12 protein-coding genes are annotated in these 16,565 nt (G+C 71.0%); 3 read left to right on the plus strand and 9 right to left on the minus strand.

Annotation, left to right across the window (positions count from 1 at the left end; all coding sequences use genetic code 11):
- Positions 1 to 27: 27 nt before the first annotated feature.
- The 3 genes from BJ992_RS21370 to BJ992_RS21380 all read left to right on the plus strand — a co-directional run bounded on the left by BJ992_RS21370 (position 28) and on the right by BJ992_RS21380 (position 4,671).
- Positions 28 to 1,428 carry a hypothetical protein gene (locus BJ992_RS21370; protein WP_184983738.1) on the plus strand — a complete coding sequence of 467 codons (1,401 nt, stop codon included), beginning with the start codon at positions 28 to 30 and terminating at the stop codon, positions 1,426 to 1,428.
- A gap of 243 nt (positions 1,429 to 1,671) precedes the next feature.
- Positions 1,672 to 3,063 carry a hypothetical protein gene (locus tag BJ992_RS21375; protein ID WP_184983741.1) on the plus strand — a complete coding sequence of 464 codons (1,392 nt, stop codon included), beginning with the start codon at positions 1,672 to 1,674 and terminating at the stop codon, positions 3,061 to 3,063.
- A 216-nt stretch (positions 3,064 to 3,279) separates the two neighbouring features.
- Positions 3,280 to 4,671, plus strand: a complete 1,392-nt coding sequence (locus tag BJ992_RS21380) for a hypothetical protein (RefSeq protein WP_184983743.1) — start codon at positions 3,280 to 3,282, stop codon at positions 4,669 to 4,671.
- Positions 4,672 to 4,722: 51 nt separating this feature from the next.
- On the opposite strand, the gene BJ992_RS21385 is transcribed toward BJ992_RS21380, so the two are convergent.
- The 9 genes from BJ992_RS21385 to leuC are packed head-to-tail and all read right to left on the minus strand — an operon-like array spanning position 4,723 to position 16,540.
- Positions 4,723 to 5,955, minus strand: a complete 1,233-nt coding sequence (locus tag BJ992_RS21385) for a class I SAM-dependent methyltransferase (RefSeq protein WP_184983744.1) — start codon at positions 5,953 to 5,955, stop codon at positions 4,723 to 4,725.
- On the minus strand, positions 5,942 to 6,124 hold the full coding sequence (locus BJ992_RS21390; protein ID WP_184983752.1) for an MbtH family protein: 183 nt from the start codon (positions 6,122 to 6,124) through the stop codon (positions 5,942 to 5,944). Before BJ992_RS21390 ends, BJ992_RS21385 begins: the two co-directional genes overlap by 14 nt.
- The gene (locus BJ992_RS21395) at positions 6,121 to 10,125 is read right to left on the minus strand and encodes a non-ribosomal peptide synthetase (protein WP_184983754.1); all 4,005 of its coding nucleotides are present in this window, start codon (positions 10,123 to 10,125) and stop codon (positions 6,121 to 6,123) included. The genes BJ992_RS21390 and BJ992_RS21395 overlap by 4 nt, the downstream gene beginning before the upstream one ends.
- Complete coding sequence (locus BJ992_RS21400) at positions 10,122 to 11,381, minus strand: Zn-dependent hydrolase (protein ID WP_184983756.1); 1,260 nt, start codon at positions 11,379 to 11,381, stop codon at positions 10,122 to 10,124. Before BJ992_RS21400 ends, BJ992_RS21395 begins: the two co-directional genes overlap by 4 nt.
- Positions 11,378 to 12,454, minus strand: coding sequence for a branched-chain amino acid aminotransferase (locus tag BJ992_RS21405; protein ID WP_184983757.1), 1,077 nt, complete (start codon positions 12,452 to 12,454; stop codon positions 11,378 to 11,380). Before BJ992_RS21405 ends, BJ992_RS21400 begins: the two co-directional genes overlap by 4 nt.
- A gap of 11 nt (positions 12,455 to 12,465) precedes the next feature.
- Positions 12,466 to 12,828 (minus strand): nuclear transport factor 2 family protein, encoded by a 363-nt coding sequence (locus tag BJ992_RS21410; protein ID WP_184983759.1) that lies wholly within the window; start codon positions 12,826 to 12,828, stop codon positions 12,466 to 12,468.
- Entirely contained in the window at positions 12,825 to 14,513 is a 1,689-nt protein-coding gene (gene leuA, locus BJ992_RS21415) for a 2-isopropylmalate synthase (protein ID WP_184983761.1), read from the minus strand. The genes BJ992_RS21410 and leuA overlap by 4 nt, the downstream gene beginning before the upstream one ends.
- Position 14,514: 1 nt before the next feature.
- The gene (gene leuD / locus BJ992_RS21420; RefSeq protein ID WP_184983763.1) at positions 14,515 to 15,117 is read right to left on the minus strand and encodes a 3-isopropylmalate dehydratase small subunit; all 603 of its coding nucleotides are present in this window, start codon (positions 15,115 to 15,117) and stop codon (positions 14,515 to 14,517) included.
- A 7-nt stretch (positions 15,118 to 15,124) separates the two neighbouring features.
- Positions 15,125 to 16,540: a 3-isopropylmalate dehydratase large subunit gene (gene leuC, locus BJ992_RS21425; protein ID WP_184983765.1), complete on the minus strand. Its 1,416-nt coding sequence runs from the start codon at positions 16,538 to 16,540 to the stop codon at positions 15,125 to 15,127.
- Positions 16,541 to 16,565 lie beyond the last annotated feature (25 nt).

Raw genomic sequence — 16,565 nt, forward strand, 5'->3', positions numbered from 1 at the left:
TGTTCAACGGGAGGAGCACCGTTGTCCTTGAAGTTCAGACGCCTTGTGTCCGTACTGGCCGCCGCGGGGGCCGCCGTCATGATCGCGACGGGTCCCGCCGCGGCGTTCGCGCCGCCGTACGATGATCTGCCCACGGGGCCGTACCCACAGCCCGCGGACGTGGACGTTCCCAAGCGCGGGTGTGCGGCGACCTTGTCCGATCCGACGAACGCGACCGGGAGCATCCCGGCGATCCAGGTGATCTACGCCTGGCATGACGGCGGCGGGAACAACTACGCGGCCCATGTGGAGAAGATCGCCAAGATCGTGGACCGGATGGACTGGGCTCTCGACGAGTCCACCAACTATGACCAGCACATCAACTTCAGTTGCCGCTCGGGGTACGACACCAGCACGTACTCGGGGTACGCGCAGGCGCTCGTGGTGCCTGAGAAGATCGAGAACGGGGTGATCGGCGGGAAGACGTTGACAGGCGTCGTCGCGGCGGACCTCGCGGCGGCGGGGTACGACGTGCCGAACCGCAGGTATCTGGTGTTCGAGGACTTCAACGGGACGGCGGAAGCGATGTACGACACCCTGGCCAACGGCGGCACCGGCAGCGGCATCGGTGTGGCCGTCTCCGGCGGGTGGGGCGGCAACATGTTGCACGAGTTGCTGCACCTCGGACACGCGGACTACGTGGACCACTCCAAGGTCACCGAGACGCCGGACGTGCTCAGCTACCCGGACGTGATGTCGAATCCGTCCTTCGACTGGCAGCTCGACCACAACTTCAACAATTACTACGACCCCAGCGAGACCACCGCGACCTTCTACACCGACAACTACTCCGACACCCGCAAGGTCAACGTGGCGACGTGGCCGTTCTTCACCACGCCGACCTGCTGTGACGTCGGCTACAGCAACGACCTGCTGACCGCGCAGGAACGCACGATCGAGGCCGAGGCGCCGTACGGCTACCCGTCGGGGTTCGGCACGTCCGGCGGCGGGTGGATGCAGGTGACGCCGCCGGGACCGGACGCGGCCACATCGGCGCGGTACTACGACGGCCGGCGGTCGCTCACCATGAACGTCCAGTCGCACGCCGACGGGTTCGTGTCGGTGACCCGTAAGCCGGCGGTGACGGCGGGACAGCGGTACAAGTTCTGGGCCTGGCTGACCACCTCGACGTCCGGCAACATCAGGCTGCGCCTGTCCTGGTACAACTCCTCGAACACGCTGCTGTCCACCAGCGACAGCTCGCTGTACGGGCTGACGTCGAGCTGGGCCGAGTACTCGGTCTCCGCGGTCGCGCCGGCGAACGCGGCCTCCGTACAGCTCTCGGTGATGAGTCCGTCGGGCCAGACCTTCGCCTACCAACTGGACGCGCTCCAGCTCAACCACTGCAACAACGGCAAGACCACCGACGGCTGCCGCCTTCCCGGCTGACCCGCCGACCGGCCTGTCCGGCCCTCCCGGCCGGACAGGCCCCGGCGCGCCGGTCAGGCGATCCGGCGGCATCCGCGTGGGATGTTCCGCTCCGCAACCGTGCACCCATGAGCAAGCACAGTGCGCACAAGGTCAACGTGAAATCGTCGAACCGAAGTACGAATTAGGTGCGCCACCAGAAACCCGGCCTGAACGGTTGTCCGCGAAGCGGCACCGGGCCGTTGTTCAACAAGAGGAGCACCCTTGTCACTGCAGCTCAAGCGCCTCGTGTCCGCGCTGGTCGCGGCCGGTGCCGCCGTGGTCCTCGCGGCAGGCCCGGCAGCGGCGTTCGCACCGCCGTACGATCCGGAACCTTATGGGCCGTACGCGCAGCCGGTGGACGCGAGCGTTCCCAAACGGGGCTGTACGACGACACTGTCCAATCCGAAGGTCACGACCGGAAGCATCCCGGCGATCCAGGTGATCTACGCCTGGCATGACGGCGGCGGCAACAACTACGCCACGCACGTGCAGAACATCGCCAAGATCGTGGACAGGATGGACTGGTCGCTCGACGAGTCGACCAACTACGACCAGCACCTCAACCTGAGTTGCCGCACCGGGTACGACACCAGCACGTACGCGGGGTACGCGCAGGCACTCGTGGTGCCTGAGAAAATCGAGAACGGCGTGATCGGCGGAGAGACACCGGTCGGTGTCATCACGGCCGATCTCACCGCCGCCGGGTACGACACCTCCAACCGCAGGTACATCGTGTTCGAGGACTTCGACGGCACGGCGACCGCCTCCTACGACCCTGTGAGCGGCCTCGGCGCGGCGACCGTCGACGGCTGGGCCAGTGGCAGCATGCTGCACGAGTTGGTGCACCTGGGCCACCCGAACTACGTGGACCACTCCAAGGTCACCGAGACGCCGAACGTCCTCAGCTACCCGGAGCTGATGTCGAACCCGTACTACGACTGGCTGCTCGACCACAACTTCAACACCTACTACGACCCGAGCGAGACCGGCGCGACCTTCTACACGAGCAACTATCCCGACACCCGCAAGGTCAACGTGGCCGCCTGGCCCTACTTCACCACGCCGACCTGCTGTGACGTCGGCTACAGCAACGACCTGCTGACCGCGCAGGAACGCACGATCGAGGCCGACTCGCCGAGCGCGACACCGTCGGGCTTCAGTGTGTCCGGTGGCGGGTGGATGCAGGTCACCCCATCGGGACCGGACTCCAGCACGTCGGCCAGGTACTACGACGGCCGGCGGTCGCTCACCATGAACGTCCAGTCGCACGCCAACGGCTTCGTGTCGGTGACACGCAAGCCGGCGGTGACAGCCGGACAGCGGTACAAGTTCTGGGCCTGGCTGACCACGGCCACATCCGGAAACGTCAGGCTGCGCCTGTCCTGGTACAACTCCTCCGGCACCTTGCTCTCCACCAGCGACAGCTCGCTCTACGGTCTGACGTCGAGCTGGGCCGAGTACTCGGTCTCGGCGATCGCACCGGCCAACGCGACCTCCGTACAACTGTCGGTGATGAGCCCGTCCGGCCAGACCTTCGCCTACCGGCTCGACGCTCTGCAGCTCAACCACTGCAACAACGGCAAGACCACCGACGGCTGCCGCCTTCCCGGCTGACCCGCCGACCGGCCCGTCCGGCTCCTCGCGGCCGGACGGGCCACCCGCGCCTCGGAAATTCCGCTCCGCAACCGTGCACCGATGAGCAAGCACAGTGCGCGCATGGTCAACGAAAAAATCGTCGGATCAAAGTACCAATTAGGTGCGCCACCAGAAATCCGGCCGAACGGTGTCCGCGAAGCGACACCGGGCCGTTGTTCAACGGGAGGAGCACCCTTGTCACTGCAGCTCAACCGCCTCGTGTCCGCGCTGGTCGCGGCCGGTGCCGCCGTGGTCCTCGCGGCGAGTCCCGCCGCGGCGTTCGCGCCGCCGTACGACCCCGAACCCACCGGGCCGTACGCGCAGCCCACGGACGCGAACGTTCCCAAGCGGGGCTGTGCGACGACACTGTCGGATCCGACGAACGCGTCCGGGAGCAACCCGGCGATCCAGGTGATCTACGCCTGGCACGACGGCGGTGGCAACAACTACGCCACGCACGTGCAGAACATCGCCAAGATCGTGGACAGGATGGACTGGTCGCTCGACGAGTCGACCAACTACGACCAGCACCTCAACCTGAGTTGCCGCACCGGGTACGACACCAGCACGTACGCGGGGTACGCGCAGGCACTCGTGGTGCCTGAGAAAATCGAGAACGGCGTGATCGGCGGCGAGACCCCGGTCGGTGTCATCACGGCGGACCTCGCCGCCGCCGGGTACGACACCTCCAACCGCAGGTACGTCGTGTTCGAGGACTTCGACGGCACGGCGAACGCCTACTACGATCCGCTGAACAGCATCGGTGTGGCGACGGCCGACGGCTGGGCCAGCGGCACCGTGCTGCACGAGCTGCTGCACCTGGGCCACCCGAACTACGTGGACCACTCCAAGGTCACCGAGACGCCGAACGTCCTCAGCTACCCGGACGTGATGTCGAACCCGTACTACGACTGGCTGCTCGACCACAACTTCAACACCTACTACGACCCGAGCGAGACCGGCGCGACCTTCTACACGAGCAACTATCCCGACACCCGCAAGGTCAACGTGGCCGCCTGGCCCTACTTCACCACGCCGACCTGCTGTGACGTCGGCTACAGCAACGACCTGCTCACGGCACAGGAACGCACGATCGAGGCCGACGCGCCGTACGCCACGCCGAGCGGCTTCACCGCCTCAGGCGGCGGCTGGATGCAGGTCACCCCGCCGGGACCGGACGCCGCCACCTCGGCGCGGTACTACGACGGCCGGCGGTCGCTCACCATGAACGTCCAGTCGCACGCCAACGGCTTCGTGTCGGTCACGCGTAAGCCGGCGGTGACGGCGGGACAGCGGTACAGGTTCTGGGCCTGGCTGACGACCTCGACCTCCGGGAACGTCAGACTGCGCCTGTCCTGGTACAACTCCTCCGGCACCTTGCTGTCCACCAGCGACAGCTCGCTCTACGGCCTCACGACGAGCTGGGCCGAATACTCGGTCTCGGCGATCGCACCCACCAACGCCGCCACCGTACAACTCTCGGTGATGAGCCCCTCCGGCCAGACCTTCGCCTACCAACTCGACGCACTCCAGCTCAACCACTGCAACAACGGCAAGACCACCGACGGCTGCCGCCTTCCCGGCTGACCCGCCGACCGGCCCGTCCGGCCCCTCGCGGCCGGACGGGCACCGCCTCCCTCAGGTCGCGTGGCGGGCCACGAGGTACGGGAAGGCGGGGGTGGACACCATGGTCCGCAGGCGGCGCAGCGCCTGCGGACCCGGTGTCCGTTCCGCGGCGGCCAGGACGTCACGCATGGATCGCGAGCCGTCGGCCAGGGCCACCACGTCGTGGAACTCGCCGGGGTCTCCCCCGGCCCGCGCCGGCCGTTCCAGGGGCCGGTAGCCGCCGGACGGGCCGAGGATCCACACGTCCTCTTCGCTTTCGACGCGGGTCATGACGGTGTCGAGGAACGCGCGGTCCCTGGCGGCTTCCTGGCTGCGCGGCAGCGGGTTGCCGGCGCGGCGCGCGTAGAACCACAGCAACGGTGAGCGGTCGAAGAGCAGCAGGTTGCACACCTGCCAGCGGACCTGGTCGTCCAGGTCCTCCAGCCGTTCGCGCAGCCGGTCGTCGGCGAGCGGCACCTCCCACATGTACGTGCCGAGCGCGCGGCCGAGGGGGCTGACACACGGCGCCTCCAGCGCGAGACCGGCCCCGGCGGCCAGGTCGCCGAGCGCGGCGACGGAGTACGTCCGCTCGCAGGGGTTCAGCCAGGTGTCGGCGAACTGCACGTCCGGGTCGTCCTTCTCGGCGCGCAGCCGCTCCGCCAGGAGGCCCTCGCCTTGGAACGCGGCGGCGAGCCGTTTGGCGTACCAGATGTCCTGCGGCCGGCCGATGAGCCGGGTGGCCTCCTGGAACGCGGTGAACTCGCGGCGATGGAAGTCGTTGTACACCATCAGTTCCAGCACGCCGGCCGGTTTGAGGGCCGCCGCGAGCGACCGCAGCAGCGCGCCGGGGTCGGGGTTGTGGTGGATGACGCCGGTGCAGGCGACGTAGTCGAACTCGTCGCGGTACGGGGCCCCGGCGATGCCTTCCTCGCGCAGCTCCAGGTTGGGTGCGCCGACCTGCTCGGCGGCGGCGGCGCACATGCGCAGCGACTCCTCCGACACGTCGCTGCCGACGACGGTGGCCTCGGGGTGGCGCAACGCCGTGATGAGGGCCTGGTTCACGCCGCAGCCCGGCACCCAGATCCGCGCGTCGCGCGGCATCCTGGTGTGGGTGAAGTCGCCGAGTTCCTGCGAGATCAGCGCGGCGTACAGGCCGGGGTCGTGGGGCCGCGCGAGGCGGGTGACGTGCCACGGGTAGGGGAACTCCGAGTAGAAGTCCCCGATGACCCGCTCGTGCTCGGTCCCCGCGGTCTCAGCGGTACGCATCGTGCGCCTCCCGTACGGTGCGCGGACGCATGTCGGTCCACACCTGGTCGATGTGGCGCAGGCACTCCTCCTCGGTACCGGCGGCGCCTTCGGCGTGCCAGCCGGCGGGGGGTTCGCGGTCGGCGGGCCAGATCGAGTACTGGCCCTCGTCGTTGATGACGACGATCATGTCTGGTCTCCTCGTCGGTGCGTCAGGACGTCGCGCAGCGCCGCGGCGGCGGATGTCACGGCCGGCGGCCGCATCATGCTCAGGTGGTCGCCGTCCACCTCGCGGCAGTGGAAGGGACCGGTGGCGAGGCGCCGCCAGTCGCGCACCAGCTCGTCCCGCCGCGCGGGTCCCGATTCGCGGGACGTCAGCAGGGTCACCGGGCCGTCGTAGGAGCCCGGGTCGTAGGCGCCGAGCAGGTGGAGCTGCCGTTCCCAGATACCGAGAACGTCCTGCGGGAACAGCGAGTAGTCGCGGCAGGTGGACGGCGCGATCCCCATGGCCCTGAACAGGCCGGACCCGATGACGGCGGCGAACTCGGCCTCGCGTTCCTCCTCGGTGGCGAGGCTCAGCCGCGACCTGATGCGCCGCACCTCGCGGACGTGGCCCCGCCAGTGGCCATGGTCCTCCGGGGGGCTCGGGTCGATCAGCACCAGGGAGGTCACGTCCGCTCCGAGTTCGCGCAGCCGTCGCGCGGTCTCGTACGCGATGAGTCCACCGGCCGACCAGCCGGTGATCGCGACGGGCCCGGTGACGGTGCGCGCGATCTCCTCGGCGTAGCGGCCGGTCAGGGCCTCAAGGCTGTCCTCCTCGGCCGCCGCGCCGCCGAGCAGTGAGCTGAGCGTTAGGCCGTACAGGGGGGCCGTGCCGTACAGCTCGGTGATGAGGTGGCGGTAGCAGAACACGGTGCCGCCGAGCGGGTGGACGAACACCATCGGGGTGCCGTCGCCGGCCGGGGACAGGCACGTGAGCGCGCCGCCGGCCTGGCGCGGGCCGCCGTCCGGCGCGGCGGACGCGGCCACGCCGGCGACCGTCGGGGTGCGCAGGAAGTCCTCGAAGGACACCGTGAGGCCGAGGCCGCGGCGCAGGCGGTCGCAGACGCTGAGGACGAGCAGCGAGTTGCCGCCGAGCTCGAAGAAGTTGTCGTGCCTGCCGACGCGGCCGGCCTCCAGGCCGAGCACACCGGCCCAGACCTTCGCGACGTCGAGCTCAGGACCGGTGACCGGTTCGCTTTCCGCGTTCGTCCCGAAGGACGGTTCCGGCAGCGCGGCGCGGTCCACCTTGCCGTTCTCGTTGAGCGGCAGCGCGGGGATCGCGACGACGCACCCCGGCACCAGGTAGGCGGGGAGGACGCGCGCGCAGTGTTCGCGCAGTCCGTCGGCGCGGAGGGTGTCCACGGTGTGACCGTCGGCGGGGACGACGTACGCCACCAGCGCGTCGTGGCCCGCCGGGGTGGGCCGCACGGTCACCAGGGCCTGCCGCACGGACGGATCGCGGCAGAGCACGGCCTCGATCTCGCCGGGTTCGACGCGGTGGCCGCGCACCTTGACCTGGTGGTCGGCGCGGCCGAGGAACTCCAGTTCACCATCCGGCAGCCAGCGGCCGAGGTCGCCGGTGCGGTACATCCTGGCGCCTGGCGGGCCGTGGGGATCGGGCCGGAACGCGGCCGCGGTGGTGGCGGGCCGGCCGGCGTAGCCGCGGACGACGCAGTCGCCGCCGATGTACAGCTCGCCGGGGACGCCGGTGGGGACGGGGTGGCCGTGGCGGTCGAGCACACGGATGGTGGTGTTGGGGATGGGCCGTCCGATGGGGAGCGTGCCGGCGCCGGCGCCGGCGCCTGGGATCTCGTGGACGCAGTCGGCCACCGACGCCTCGGTGGGGCCGTACTCGTTGAGCAGCGGCGTGCCGGGGTCGAGTTCCCGCCATTCGCGCAGGACGCTCGCGGGGAAGGAGTCGGCGCCGACGACGAGCAGCTCGGCGAGGCCGCGTGCCTGCTCCACGGTGAGCTGCCGGGACAGCAGCTGCAGGTGGCCGGGGGTGAGTTTGACGAAGGAGTACGGCGCGGCCGAGGCGAGCACCGCGCCGAGCCGGTCCGGTGTGACGTCCTCGGGGACGACGTGCACGGTCTGGCCGAGCAGCAGCGGGGTGAACAGGTCGGGGACGACCATGTCGAACGCGACCGAGGAGAACAGCGGCGTGCCTCCGTCGCCGTCGCGCGCGTACCGGCGCACGCACCACAGCAGGAAGTTCACCAGGCCCCTGTGCTCGACCAGCACACCTTTCGGCACGCCGGTGGAGCCCGAGGTGTAGATGACGTAGCAGATGTCCCCCGGGCCGGCGGCCGGCGGCGGGCCGGCCGGCTCAAGGCCGGGGTCGGCGGTGACGTCGAGCACCGGCGGCCCGAGAGCGAGCGCGGTGGCCGACAGCTCCTGGTCGCACAGCACCACGGCGGCGCCGCTGTCGCGGACCAGGAAGCGGGCCCGTTCCAGCGGGAACGACGGGTCGACGGGGACGTACGCGCCGCCGGCCTTCCACACCGCGAGGAACGCCACGACCAGGTCCGGTGAGCGGCGCATGAGCACCGCGACCCGGCTCTCCGGCCCGACGCCGCGTTCGCGCAGGCGGCACGCGAGCGCGTTGGCCCGGCCGTCCAGCTCGGCGTAGGTGAGACTCGTGGCCTCGGCGGAGAGCTGACGCACGGCGACGGCGTCCGGCGTGCGCGCGGCCTGTCGTCCGATCAGGTCGTGCGCGCACACGTCAGGCAGCTCGGCCTTCCCGCCGTCAGGCAGCAGCTCGGTGACCCTGGTCTCCTCCTCGGGGGACATGACGGCGAGGTCGCGCAGGGGGACGCCGGGCCGTGAGGTCGCGTCGCGCAGCAGCGCCACGTAGCCGTCGCCGATCGCGGCGGCCATGACGGGGTCGCAGGCGGCCGTGCGGTAGGTGAGGACGCCGCGCATGCCGCCGGCCGTCGGCCGCATCGCGAGCATCAGGTCGGTCTTGGCGGCGGGGTGATCGACGCCGAACACCTCGCTCGCGAGGCCGCGCGCCGCCATCGGGGACTCGGCCTCGTGGTCCACCTCGAAGAACACGTTGAACAGCGGGTTGCGCGCGGTGGAGCGCGTGCCGGCGCGCACGGCGTCCAGGACGTTCTCGAAGGGGGCCGCGCGGTGTTCCAGCGCCTGGAGCAGCGTCTCCCTGGTGGCCGCCACGGCGCCGGTGAAGTCGCGGATGCCGCTGAGGTCCTCGCGCAGCACGACGGTGGTGAACATGGGGCCGATCACGTCGTAGGACTCGATCGTCTCCCTGGTCGCCATCGTCGTGCCGACGCAGACGTCGTCGGTGCCGCACAGCCGGCCCATCAGGGTGGTGAACGCGGCGAGCAGCACGGCGTACCGGGTCGCGCCGGTGCGCGCGGCCAGCTCGTCCACCTCGTCCAGCAGGTCCGGCGGCACGGGGAAGCCGTGGATCGCGGCTTCCTGTCCGGGACGGGGACCCGGCAGCGGCGGCGGCAGCGGCAGGGGTGCGGCGCCGCGCAGCCGTCCGCGCCAGTAGGCGAGGTCGGCTGCCAGCCGGTCGCGCGGCGGCTCGGCGTGGTCCCAGTACGGCGGAGGCGGCGGCTCGGCGGGGATCGGCGCACCGGACAGGCGCAGCGCGTAGCCCCGGCTCCACTCCTCCAGCAGCAGCTTGACCGACCAGCCGTCGCAGACCGCGTGGTGCAGCGTGAGCACCAGCACGTGCTCGCCGGGAAGCGTCCGCAGCAGCAGGACCCGCAGCAGCGGCCCGTTCTCCAGGTCGAACGGCACCGCGGCGGCGTGCTCGGCGCGGTGCCGCGCCTCCTCGCGCGCCTGGTCCACCGGCAGGCCCGTCAGGTCGGCCGTCTCGATCGGCACCGAGGCGGCGGGGTCCACCAGCAGGTCCAGCCGGTCGCCGGCCACGGCGAAGCGCGCACGCAGGATGTCGTGCCGTGCGACCAGCGCGTCGAGGGACTCTTGGAGGGCCTGGACGTCGAGGGGGCCGGCGAGGCGGCTGGCCGAGCAGACGGTGAACCGTGCGCCGCCTGGGTCGAGCCGTGAGGTCAGCCACATGCCTCTCTGGACGGCCGACGCCTCGGCCGTCACCGAGCCGGCCGGTGTGGTGACCGGCATGGTGGCCGGCATGGTGGCCGGTGTGATCTCCGTCGTCATTCCCGTGTGCCTTCCGCGAGAACGCAGCCGAGCAGCACCTCGGCGCCGTTGATCAGGTCGGCGGCGTCGGTCCACTCCCCCGCCGCGTGGCTGACACCGCCGCGGCTCGGCACGAAGATCATGCCGATGGGGGCCAGGCGGGCCATCCACTGCGCGTCGTGGCCCGCGCCGCTCGGCAGCGTCCGATGGCTCAGTCCGAGGTCGCGGGCCACCTCCTCGATGCGGCGTCGCCGCTCGGCGTCGCACGGCGCGGGTGCGACGTGCTGCCGGGGCTCCACGTCGATGGACGTGCCGCTGCCCGCGGCGATCACGGCGGCCTCCGAACGCAGGCGGCGCACCGCGGCCTCCAGCGCGTGCGCCGACACGTCACGCAGGTCCACGGTGAGGCGGACCTCGCCGGGGATGACGTTCCACGTCCCCGGCCGCACCGCGCAGGCCCCGGTGGTGGCGACCCGCACGAGGCCCTGCTCCCCCGCCATGGCGGACACGGCGAGCACGACCCGCGCGGCGGCGACCAGCGCGTCCTTGCGCAGTTCCATGGGGGTGGTGCCGCCGTGGTTGGTCTCGCCGCGCACGGTGACGTCCACCGAGCAGCGGCCCGAGATGCCTTCGACGACGCCGATGCGCAGTCCCTCCGCTTCGAGCACCGGGCCCTGTTCGACGTGCAGCTCCAGGTAGGCGGCGATGGACCCGGCGGCCCAGCGGGCCTGGCCGATGTGCGAGCTGTGGCCGCCGGCGGCGTCCACGAGCGCGCCGAGCGTCCTGCCGTCCCGCGCGACCGTGCTCAGCTCCGCCGGGTCGACCTCGCCTGCGACGGCGCGTGAGCCGAACATGGGACGGGCCCCGGCGGTGCCTTCCTCGTCGCTGAACGCCACCACCTTGACGGGGTGGTCGAGCATGATGCGGTGCTCGTTCAGGGTGCGGACCACCTCGACGGCGGCGAGGACGCCGTAGGCGCCGTCGAACGCGCCGCCGCCGGGAACGGTGTCCAGGTGCGAGCCGAGCACGAGCGCGCCGAGGCCGGGACGGCGGCCGGGGTAGCCGCCGATCAGGTTGGCCGCGGGGTCGACCCGCACACGCATGCCGGCCTCGCGCATCAGTCCGGCGACGAGTTCCCTGCCGCGTACGTCGGCCTCGCCGAACGCGAGGCGCGAGAGACCCCCTCCCGGCAGCGCGCCGATCTGGCGCAGCCGGTCGAGGGTGTCGAGCAGCCGGGTGCCGTCGACACGGGCCCGCAGGCCTGAGGTGACGGTCATGCCGGCGTCCTGACCGGGTGCCGCCAGCCGGCGGGGTCGGCGGCGCGGCCGTGCTGAGAGTCGATCATGAGCTGGTGCACGGCCCGGCTGACCGGTCCTGGGGTGCCGTCGCCGATGGCCCAGGTGCTCTCGCCGTCGGTCACCGAGCCGACGGCGGTGACCACGGTGGCCGTGCCGGAGGCGAACGTCTCGGTGATCTCCCCGGACGCGCACTCCTCGCGCCAGCGTTCCGGGGACATCCGTTCGTGCCGCACCGTGTACCCGAGGCGCGCGGCGAGAGCGAGCACCGTGTCGCGGGTGACGCCGGGGAGGAAGCTGCCGGTGAGCTCGGGGGTCACGACAACCGCCTCGGAGCCGGTGCCGCGCACGAAGAACAGGTTGGCGCTCCCCATCTCCTCGATCCAGCGGCGTTCGGCGGCGTCCAGCCAGACCACCTGGTGGCAGCCGGCCTGGCCCGCCTTGGTCTGCGCGAGCAGCGTGGGTGCGTAGTTGCCTGCGTACTTGACGTCGCCGGTGCCGCCGGGGAACGCGCGGGGGAAGTCGCGGCACACCCACACCGACAGGCTCTCGATGTCCTCGCCGAAGTAGTTGCCGATGATCATCGCGATGGCCACGAACGTGAATTCGCGCGCCGGCCGTGGCACGAGGTTCTCCTCGGAGGCGAACATGAAGGGCCGCAGGTACAGCCGCCAGCCCGGCTGGTCCGACATGGCCCCGTGGTCGGCCGCCACCAGCGTCTCAAGGGCCCGCACGAAGTGCTCCTCCGGCAGCGGCGGCATGGACAGGCGCCGGGCCGAGCGCTGGAAGCGGCGCGCGTGGTCACGGGGCCGGAAGATCGCGACCGTGCCGTCCTGCTGCCGGTGCGCCGCGAGGCCCTCGATGATGGACTGGCCGGTGTGCAGCACGGCCGTCGCCGGCGGCAGCGACAGGTCGGTGCGCGGGCCGAGGACGGGGCCGGTCCAGCCCTCGTCCACCGTCCAGCGCATCGTCACCATGTGCGCGGTGAACCCGCCGATCTGCGCGCCGTCCAGGCCGGTCTCGCCGTGCCTCGCCTCGGCGTCGATGGTCGTCATCAGTGGCTCCTTCAGATGGTGGACACGAAAAGGAAGGAGTCGCGGCGGGTGAACAGCCCCTCCTCCGAAAGCCGGAACAGCTCGGCGAAGCGGTGCGCGATCTGCCTGCCGTCGTCGAGCGCGCCTTCGAAGGCGCCTTCGACCGCGACGTCGCGGTCGCTGACGATGATCCGCGACAGGGTGTGCGCACCGCTGCTGATGGTGCGTTCCTCGGTGTAGAAACGCTCGATGCCGTCACGGCCCACCAGCACGTCGCAGCCGGGACGGTGGTACACGGCGTCCTTGTCGAACAGCGCGGCGAGGCCCGCGAAGTCGCGTTCGTCGATCAGCTCGTACAGCCTGCGCACCTGGTCGCGCTGGTCCCGCGTGGTCATGGACGTCCTCCTGTGGAGCGGTTGACGGCGGACAGCACGGCCTTGAACGAAGCCGCTCTGGCGGTGGTGTCGACGGCGGCACCCCACAGCACGTGGCCGTCGACCATGCATTCGGCGTACACGGCGATGCGCGCGTCCGCGCCGGCGCCGACGGTGTGCTCCACCATGTCGAGCACCCGCACGTCGCGGCCGAGCGCGCCGAGAGCGGCGGCGAACGCCGCCATGAGGCCCTCGCCGCTGCCTTCGATGTCGCGGATGTGGCCGTTGGTCTGCACGTCGGCGCCGACGACGTCCACCCGCGTGCCGTTCTCCACGCGCGTCGAGGCGCGCGAGGTGAGCAGCCGCAGGCCGCGCCGGTCGAGGTACTCCGCCGCGAAGATGTCCCAGATCCTCGCGGCGTCCACCTCGCTGCCGTCGGCGTCGGTGTGCGCCTGCACGACGCCGGAGAACTCGATCTGCAGGCGCCGCGGCAGGTCGAGGCCGTGCGCGGTGCGCAGCAGGTACGCCATACCGCCTTTGCCTGACTGGCTGTTGACGCGGATCACGGCCTCGAAGGACCTGCCGATGTCGCGTGGGTCGAGCGGCAGGTACGGCACCTCCCACGGGTGGTCCTCAAGCGCGACCCCGGCCGTGCGTGCCTGCCGCTGCAGGGCCAGCACGCCTTTGTTGATGGCGTCCTGGTGCGAGCCGGAGAACGACGTGTGCACGAGGTCGCCGGCGTACGGATGGCGCGGGTGCACGGGGATCCGGTTGAGGTGCTCGACGGTGCGGCGGATCTCGTCCATGTCGCCGAAGTCGATACCGGGGTCGATGCCCTGCGAGTACAGGTTCATGCCGAGGGTGACCAGGCACACGTTGCCGGTGCGCTCACCGTTGCCGAACAGGCAGCCCTCGATGCGGTCGGCCCCCGCCATGTAGCCGAGCTCGGCGGCGGCGACCCCGGTGCCGCGGTCGTTGTGCGGGTGCAGGGACAGGATGATCGAGTCGCGGTACCGCAGGTTTCGGTGCATGTACTCGATCTGGTCGGCGTAGACGTTCGGCGTGGCCATCTCGACGGTGGCCGGCAGGTTGATGATGCTCTTGTGGCCGGGGGCCGGCTGCCACACCTCGTTGACGGCGTCGCAGATCTCCACCGCGTAGTCCAGCTCGGTGCCGGTGAACGACTCCGGGCTGTACTGGAAGGTGATCTCGGTGTCCCCCATGGTGTCGGCGAGCTTGCGGCACATCAGCGCGCCGTTCACCGCGATGGAGGTCACGCCGTCGCGGTCCATGCCGAACACCACGCGGCGCTGCAAGGTGGATGTGGAGTTGAGCACGTGGATGATCGCCTTGCGCGCGCCGCGCACCGAGTCGAAGGTCCGCTCGATGAGTTCCTGCCGCGCCGGGGTGAGCACCTGGATCGCCACGCCGTCCGGGATGGCGTCCTGCTCGATGATCTGGCGGACGAACTCGTAGTCCGACCGGGACGCCGACGGGAAGCCGACCTCGATCTCCTTGTAGCCCATGCGCACCAGCAGGTCGAAGAACCGCCGTTTCTCCGCCGGGTTCATCGGCTCGATCAGCGCCTGGTTGCCGTCGCGCAGGTCCACCGAGCACCACCGCGGCGCCTCGGTGATCACCCGGCCGGGCCACGTGCGGTCCGGAAGGTCTACCGGAGGGAAAGGCGCGTACCTGTTGTGCTTCATCTCAACTCCTTCGCCGGTGGCGGATCGTGCACGGGGTGGGGCGGCGGCGGCGTTCGTAGGCGTCGATGTCGGGCTCGTGCAGGAGGGTCATGCCGATGAGGTCACGTCCGGCGAGCAGGCGTTCCCGTACGGCGGGGTCGAGGGTGAACGGCACCCGCAGTCCGGGTGCCGTGATCTGCAGCCGGCGCAGGTCGACCGTGATCTCGGTGGCGGGGTCCCGCTCTATCGCCGACCACAGCAGTTCCACGAACCGGGGAGAGGCGGTGACGGTGAGCAGGCCGTTCACCAGCGCATTGGCGCGGAAGATGTCGCCGAACCTCGGCGCGATCACCACGCGGAACCCCGAGTCGTACAGGGCCCAGACGGCCGCCTCACGCGAGGAGCCGGAGCCGAAGTTGTCGCCTGCCACCAGCACCGTGGCGTCCTTGTGGCACGGCAGGCCGAGCACGAATCCCGGGTCGGCGCGCCAGTCGCCGAACAGGCCGGCCGCGAAGCCGTCCCTGGTGACGCCGGTGAAGAACCGCGCCGGGATGATCTGGTCGGTGTCGACGTCGCGGCGGCGGAGCGGGACCCCTGTCCCGGTGTGCACGATGAACTTCGACATGGATGCCTCACAGGTCGTCGGGTGCGGCCAGCCGGCCGCGTACGGCGGTCGCCGCGGCCACCGCCGGCGACACCAGGTGGGTGCGTGCGCCGGAACCCTGCCGGCCCTCGAAGTTGCGGTTGGTCGTGGACGCGGCCCGCTGGCCGGGAAGCAGCCGGTCGCCGAGGCCGATGCACATCGAGCAGCCCGGCAGCGCGCGGAAGTCGGCGCCGGCCTCGGCGAACACCCGGTCCAGGCCCTCCTCGACGGCCTGCCTCCTGACCTTGGCCGACCCCGGCACCACGACGGTCTCGACGGCGGTCCTGCGGCCCCTCAGCACGTCGGCGGCGACACGCAGGTCCTCGATGCGCGAGTTGGTGCACGAGCCGACGAACACGACGTCCACCGCGATGTCGCGCATCGCGACACCGGGCCGCAGGTCCATGTACCGCAAGGCGCGCTCGGCGGCGGCGCGGCGGTCGTCGCCGAACGCCGCCGGGTCCGGCACACTGGCGTCGATGGGGACGCACTGGCCGGGGTTGGTGCCCCACGACACGTGCGGCCGCAGGTCACCGGCGTCGTACCGCAGTTCGGTGTCGAACACCGCGTCCTCGTCGGTGCGGAGCGACCGCCAGTACGCCTCGTCGTCCCGCGTCACGCCGTCCAGGTGGCGGAAGGTGACGTCGTCCGGCGCGACCATGCCGGCCCGCGCACCCATCTCGACCGCCATGTTGCACAGCGTCAGCCGGCCCTCCATGGACAGCCCGGTGACGGCGTCGCCGCGGAACTCCACGACGTGGCCCTGACCGGCGGCGGTACCCGCCTCGGTGATGAGGGCCAGCACCAGGTCCTTGGCGGTCACCCCGGCCGGCAGGCTCCCTGTCACGGTGACCGCCATGTCCTTCGGCCGCGCCATGGGGAGTGTCTGGGTGGCGAGTACGTGCTCCACCTGGCTGGTGCCGATACCGAAGGCCAGTGCGCCGTACGCGCCGAGCGTGGTGGTGTGCGAGTCGCAGCACACGATCGTCATGCCGGGCCGCACCAGGCCGAGCTCAGGCGCGATGACGTGCACGATGCCCTGGGTTCGCTGACCGAGACGGTGCAGCGGGATGCCGAACTCGGCGCAGTTGTCCGCCATCAGCGTCCGGTACCTGCGGGTCACCGGGTCACCACCTGACCCCGCGACCGTCGGTGTCGTGTGGTCCTCGGTGCCGACGGTGAGATCGGGACGGCGCACCCGGCGGCCGGCCCGGCGCAGACCGGCGAACGCCTCGGGGGTGTTCACCTCGTGCAGCAGTTGCAGGTCGATGTAGAGCAGGTCGTCGCCTGTGGAGCCGTGCCGCACGACGTGCGACCGCCACACCTTCCGCGCCAGAGTCTCGCCGGCCACGCCGTCACCTCGGATTCCCGCTTTCCGTGATATTCGACGACAATGCAACGGCATTTCACCTGACCTGGTCTACGGCCGA

Origin of the sequence: Sphaerisporangium rubeum, from assembly GCF_014207705.1 — a bacterium.
GTDB classification, from domain to species: Bacteria; Actinomycetota; Actinomycetes; order Streptosporangiales; family Streptosporangiaceae; genus Sphaerisporangium; species Sphaerisporangium rubeum.

What these genes read in the sequence shown, in the direction of transcription:
- leuA (WP_184983761.1), bottom strand. Translation starts at nt 14,513, where the DNA reads ATGAAGCACAACAGGTACGCGCCTTTCCCTCCGGTAGACCTTCCGGAC.
- leuD (WP_184983763.1), bottom strand. Translation starts at nt 15,117, where the DNA reads ATGTCGAAGTTCATCGTGCACACCGGGACAGGGGTCCCGCTCCGCCGC.
- BJ992_RS21410 (WP_184983759.1), bottom strand. Translation starts at nt 12,828, where the DNA reads ATGACCACGCGGGACCAGCGCGACCAGGTGCGCAGGCTGTACGAGCTG.
- BJ992_RS21390 (WP_184983752.1), bottom strand. Translation starts at nt 6,124, where the DNA reads ATGATCGTCGTCATCAACGACGAGGGCCAGTACTCGATCTGGCCCGCC.
- BJ992_RS21405 (WP_184983757.1), bottom strand. Translation starts at nt 12,454, where the DNA reads ATGACGACCATCGACGCCGAGGCGAGGCACGGCGAGACCGGCCTGGAC.
- leuC (WP_184983765.1), bottom strand. Translation starts at nt 16,540, where the DNA reads ATGCCGTTGCATTGTCGTCGAATATCACGGAAAGCGGGAATCCGAGGT.
- BJ992_RS21385 (WP_184983744.1), bottom strand. Translation starts at nt 5,955, where the DNA reads ATGCGTACCGCTGAGACCGCGGGGACCGAGCACGAGCGGGTCATCGGG.
- BJ992_RS21395 (WP_184983754.1), bottom strand. Translation starts at nt 10,125, where the DNA reads ATGACGACGGAGATCACACCGGCCACCATGCCGGCCACCATGCCGGTC.
- BJ992_RS21400 (WP_184983756.1), bottom strand. Translation starts at nt 11,381, where the DNA reads ATGACCGTCACCTCAGGCCTGCGGGCCCGTGTCGACGGCACCCGGCTG.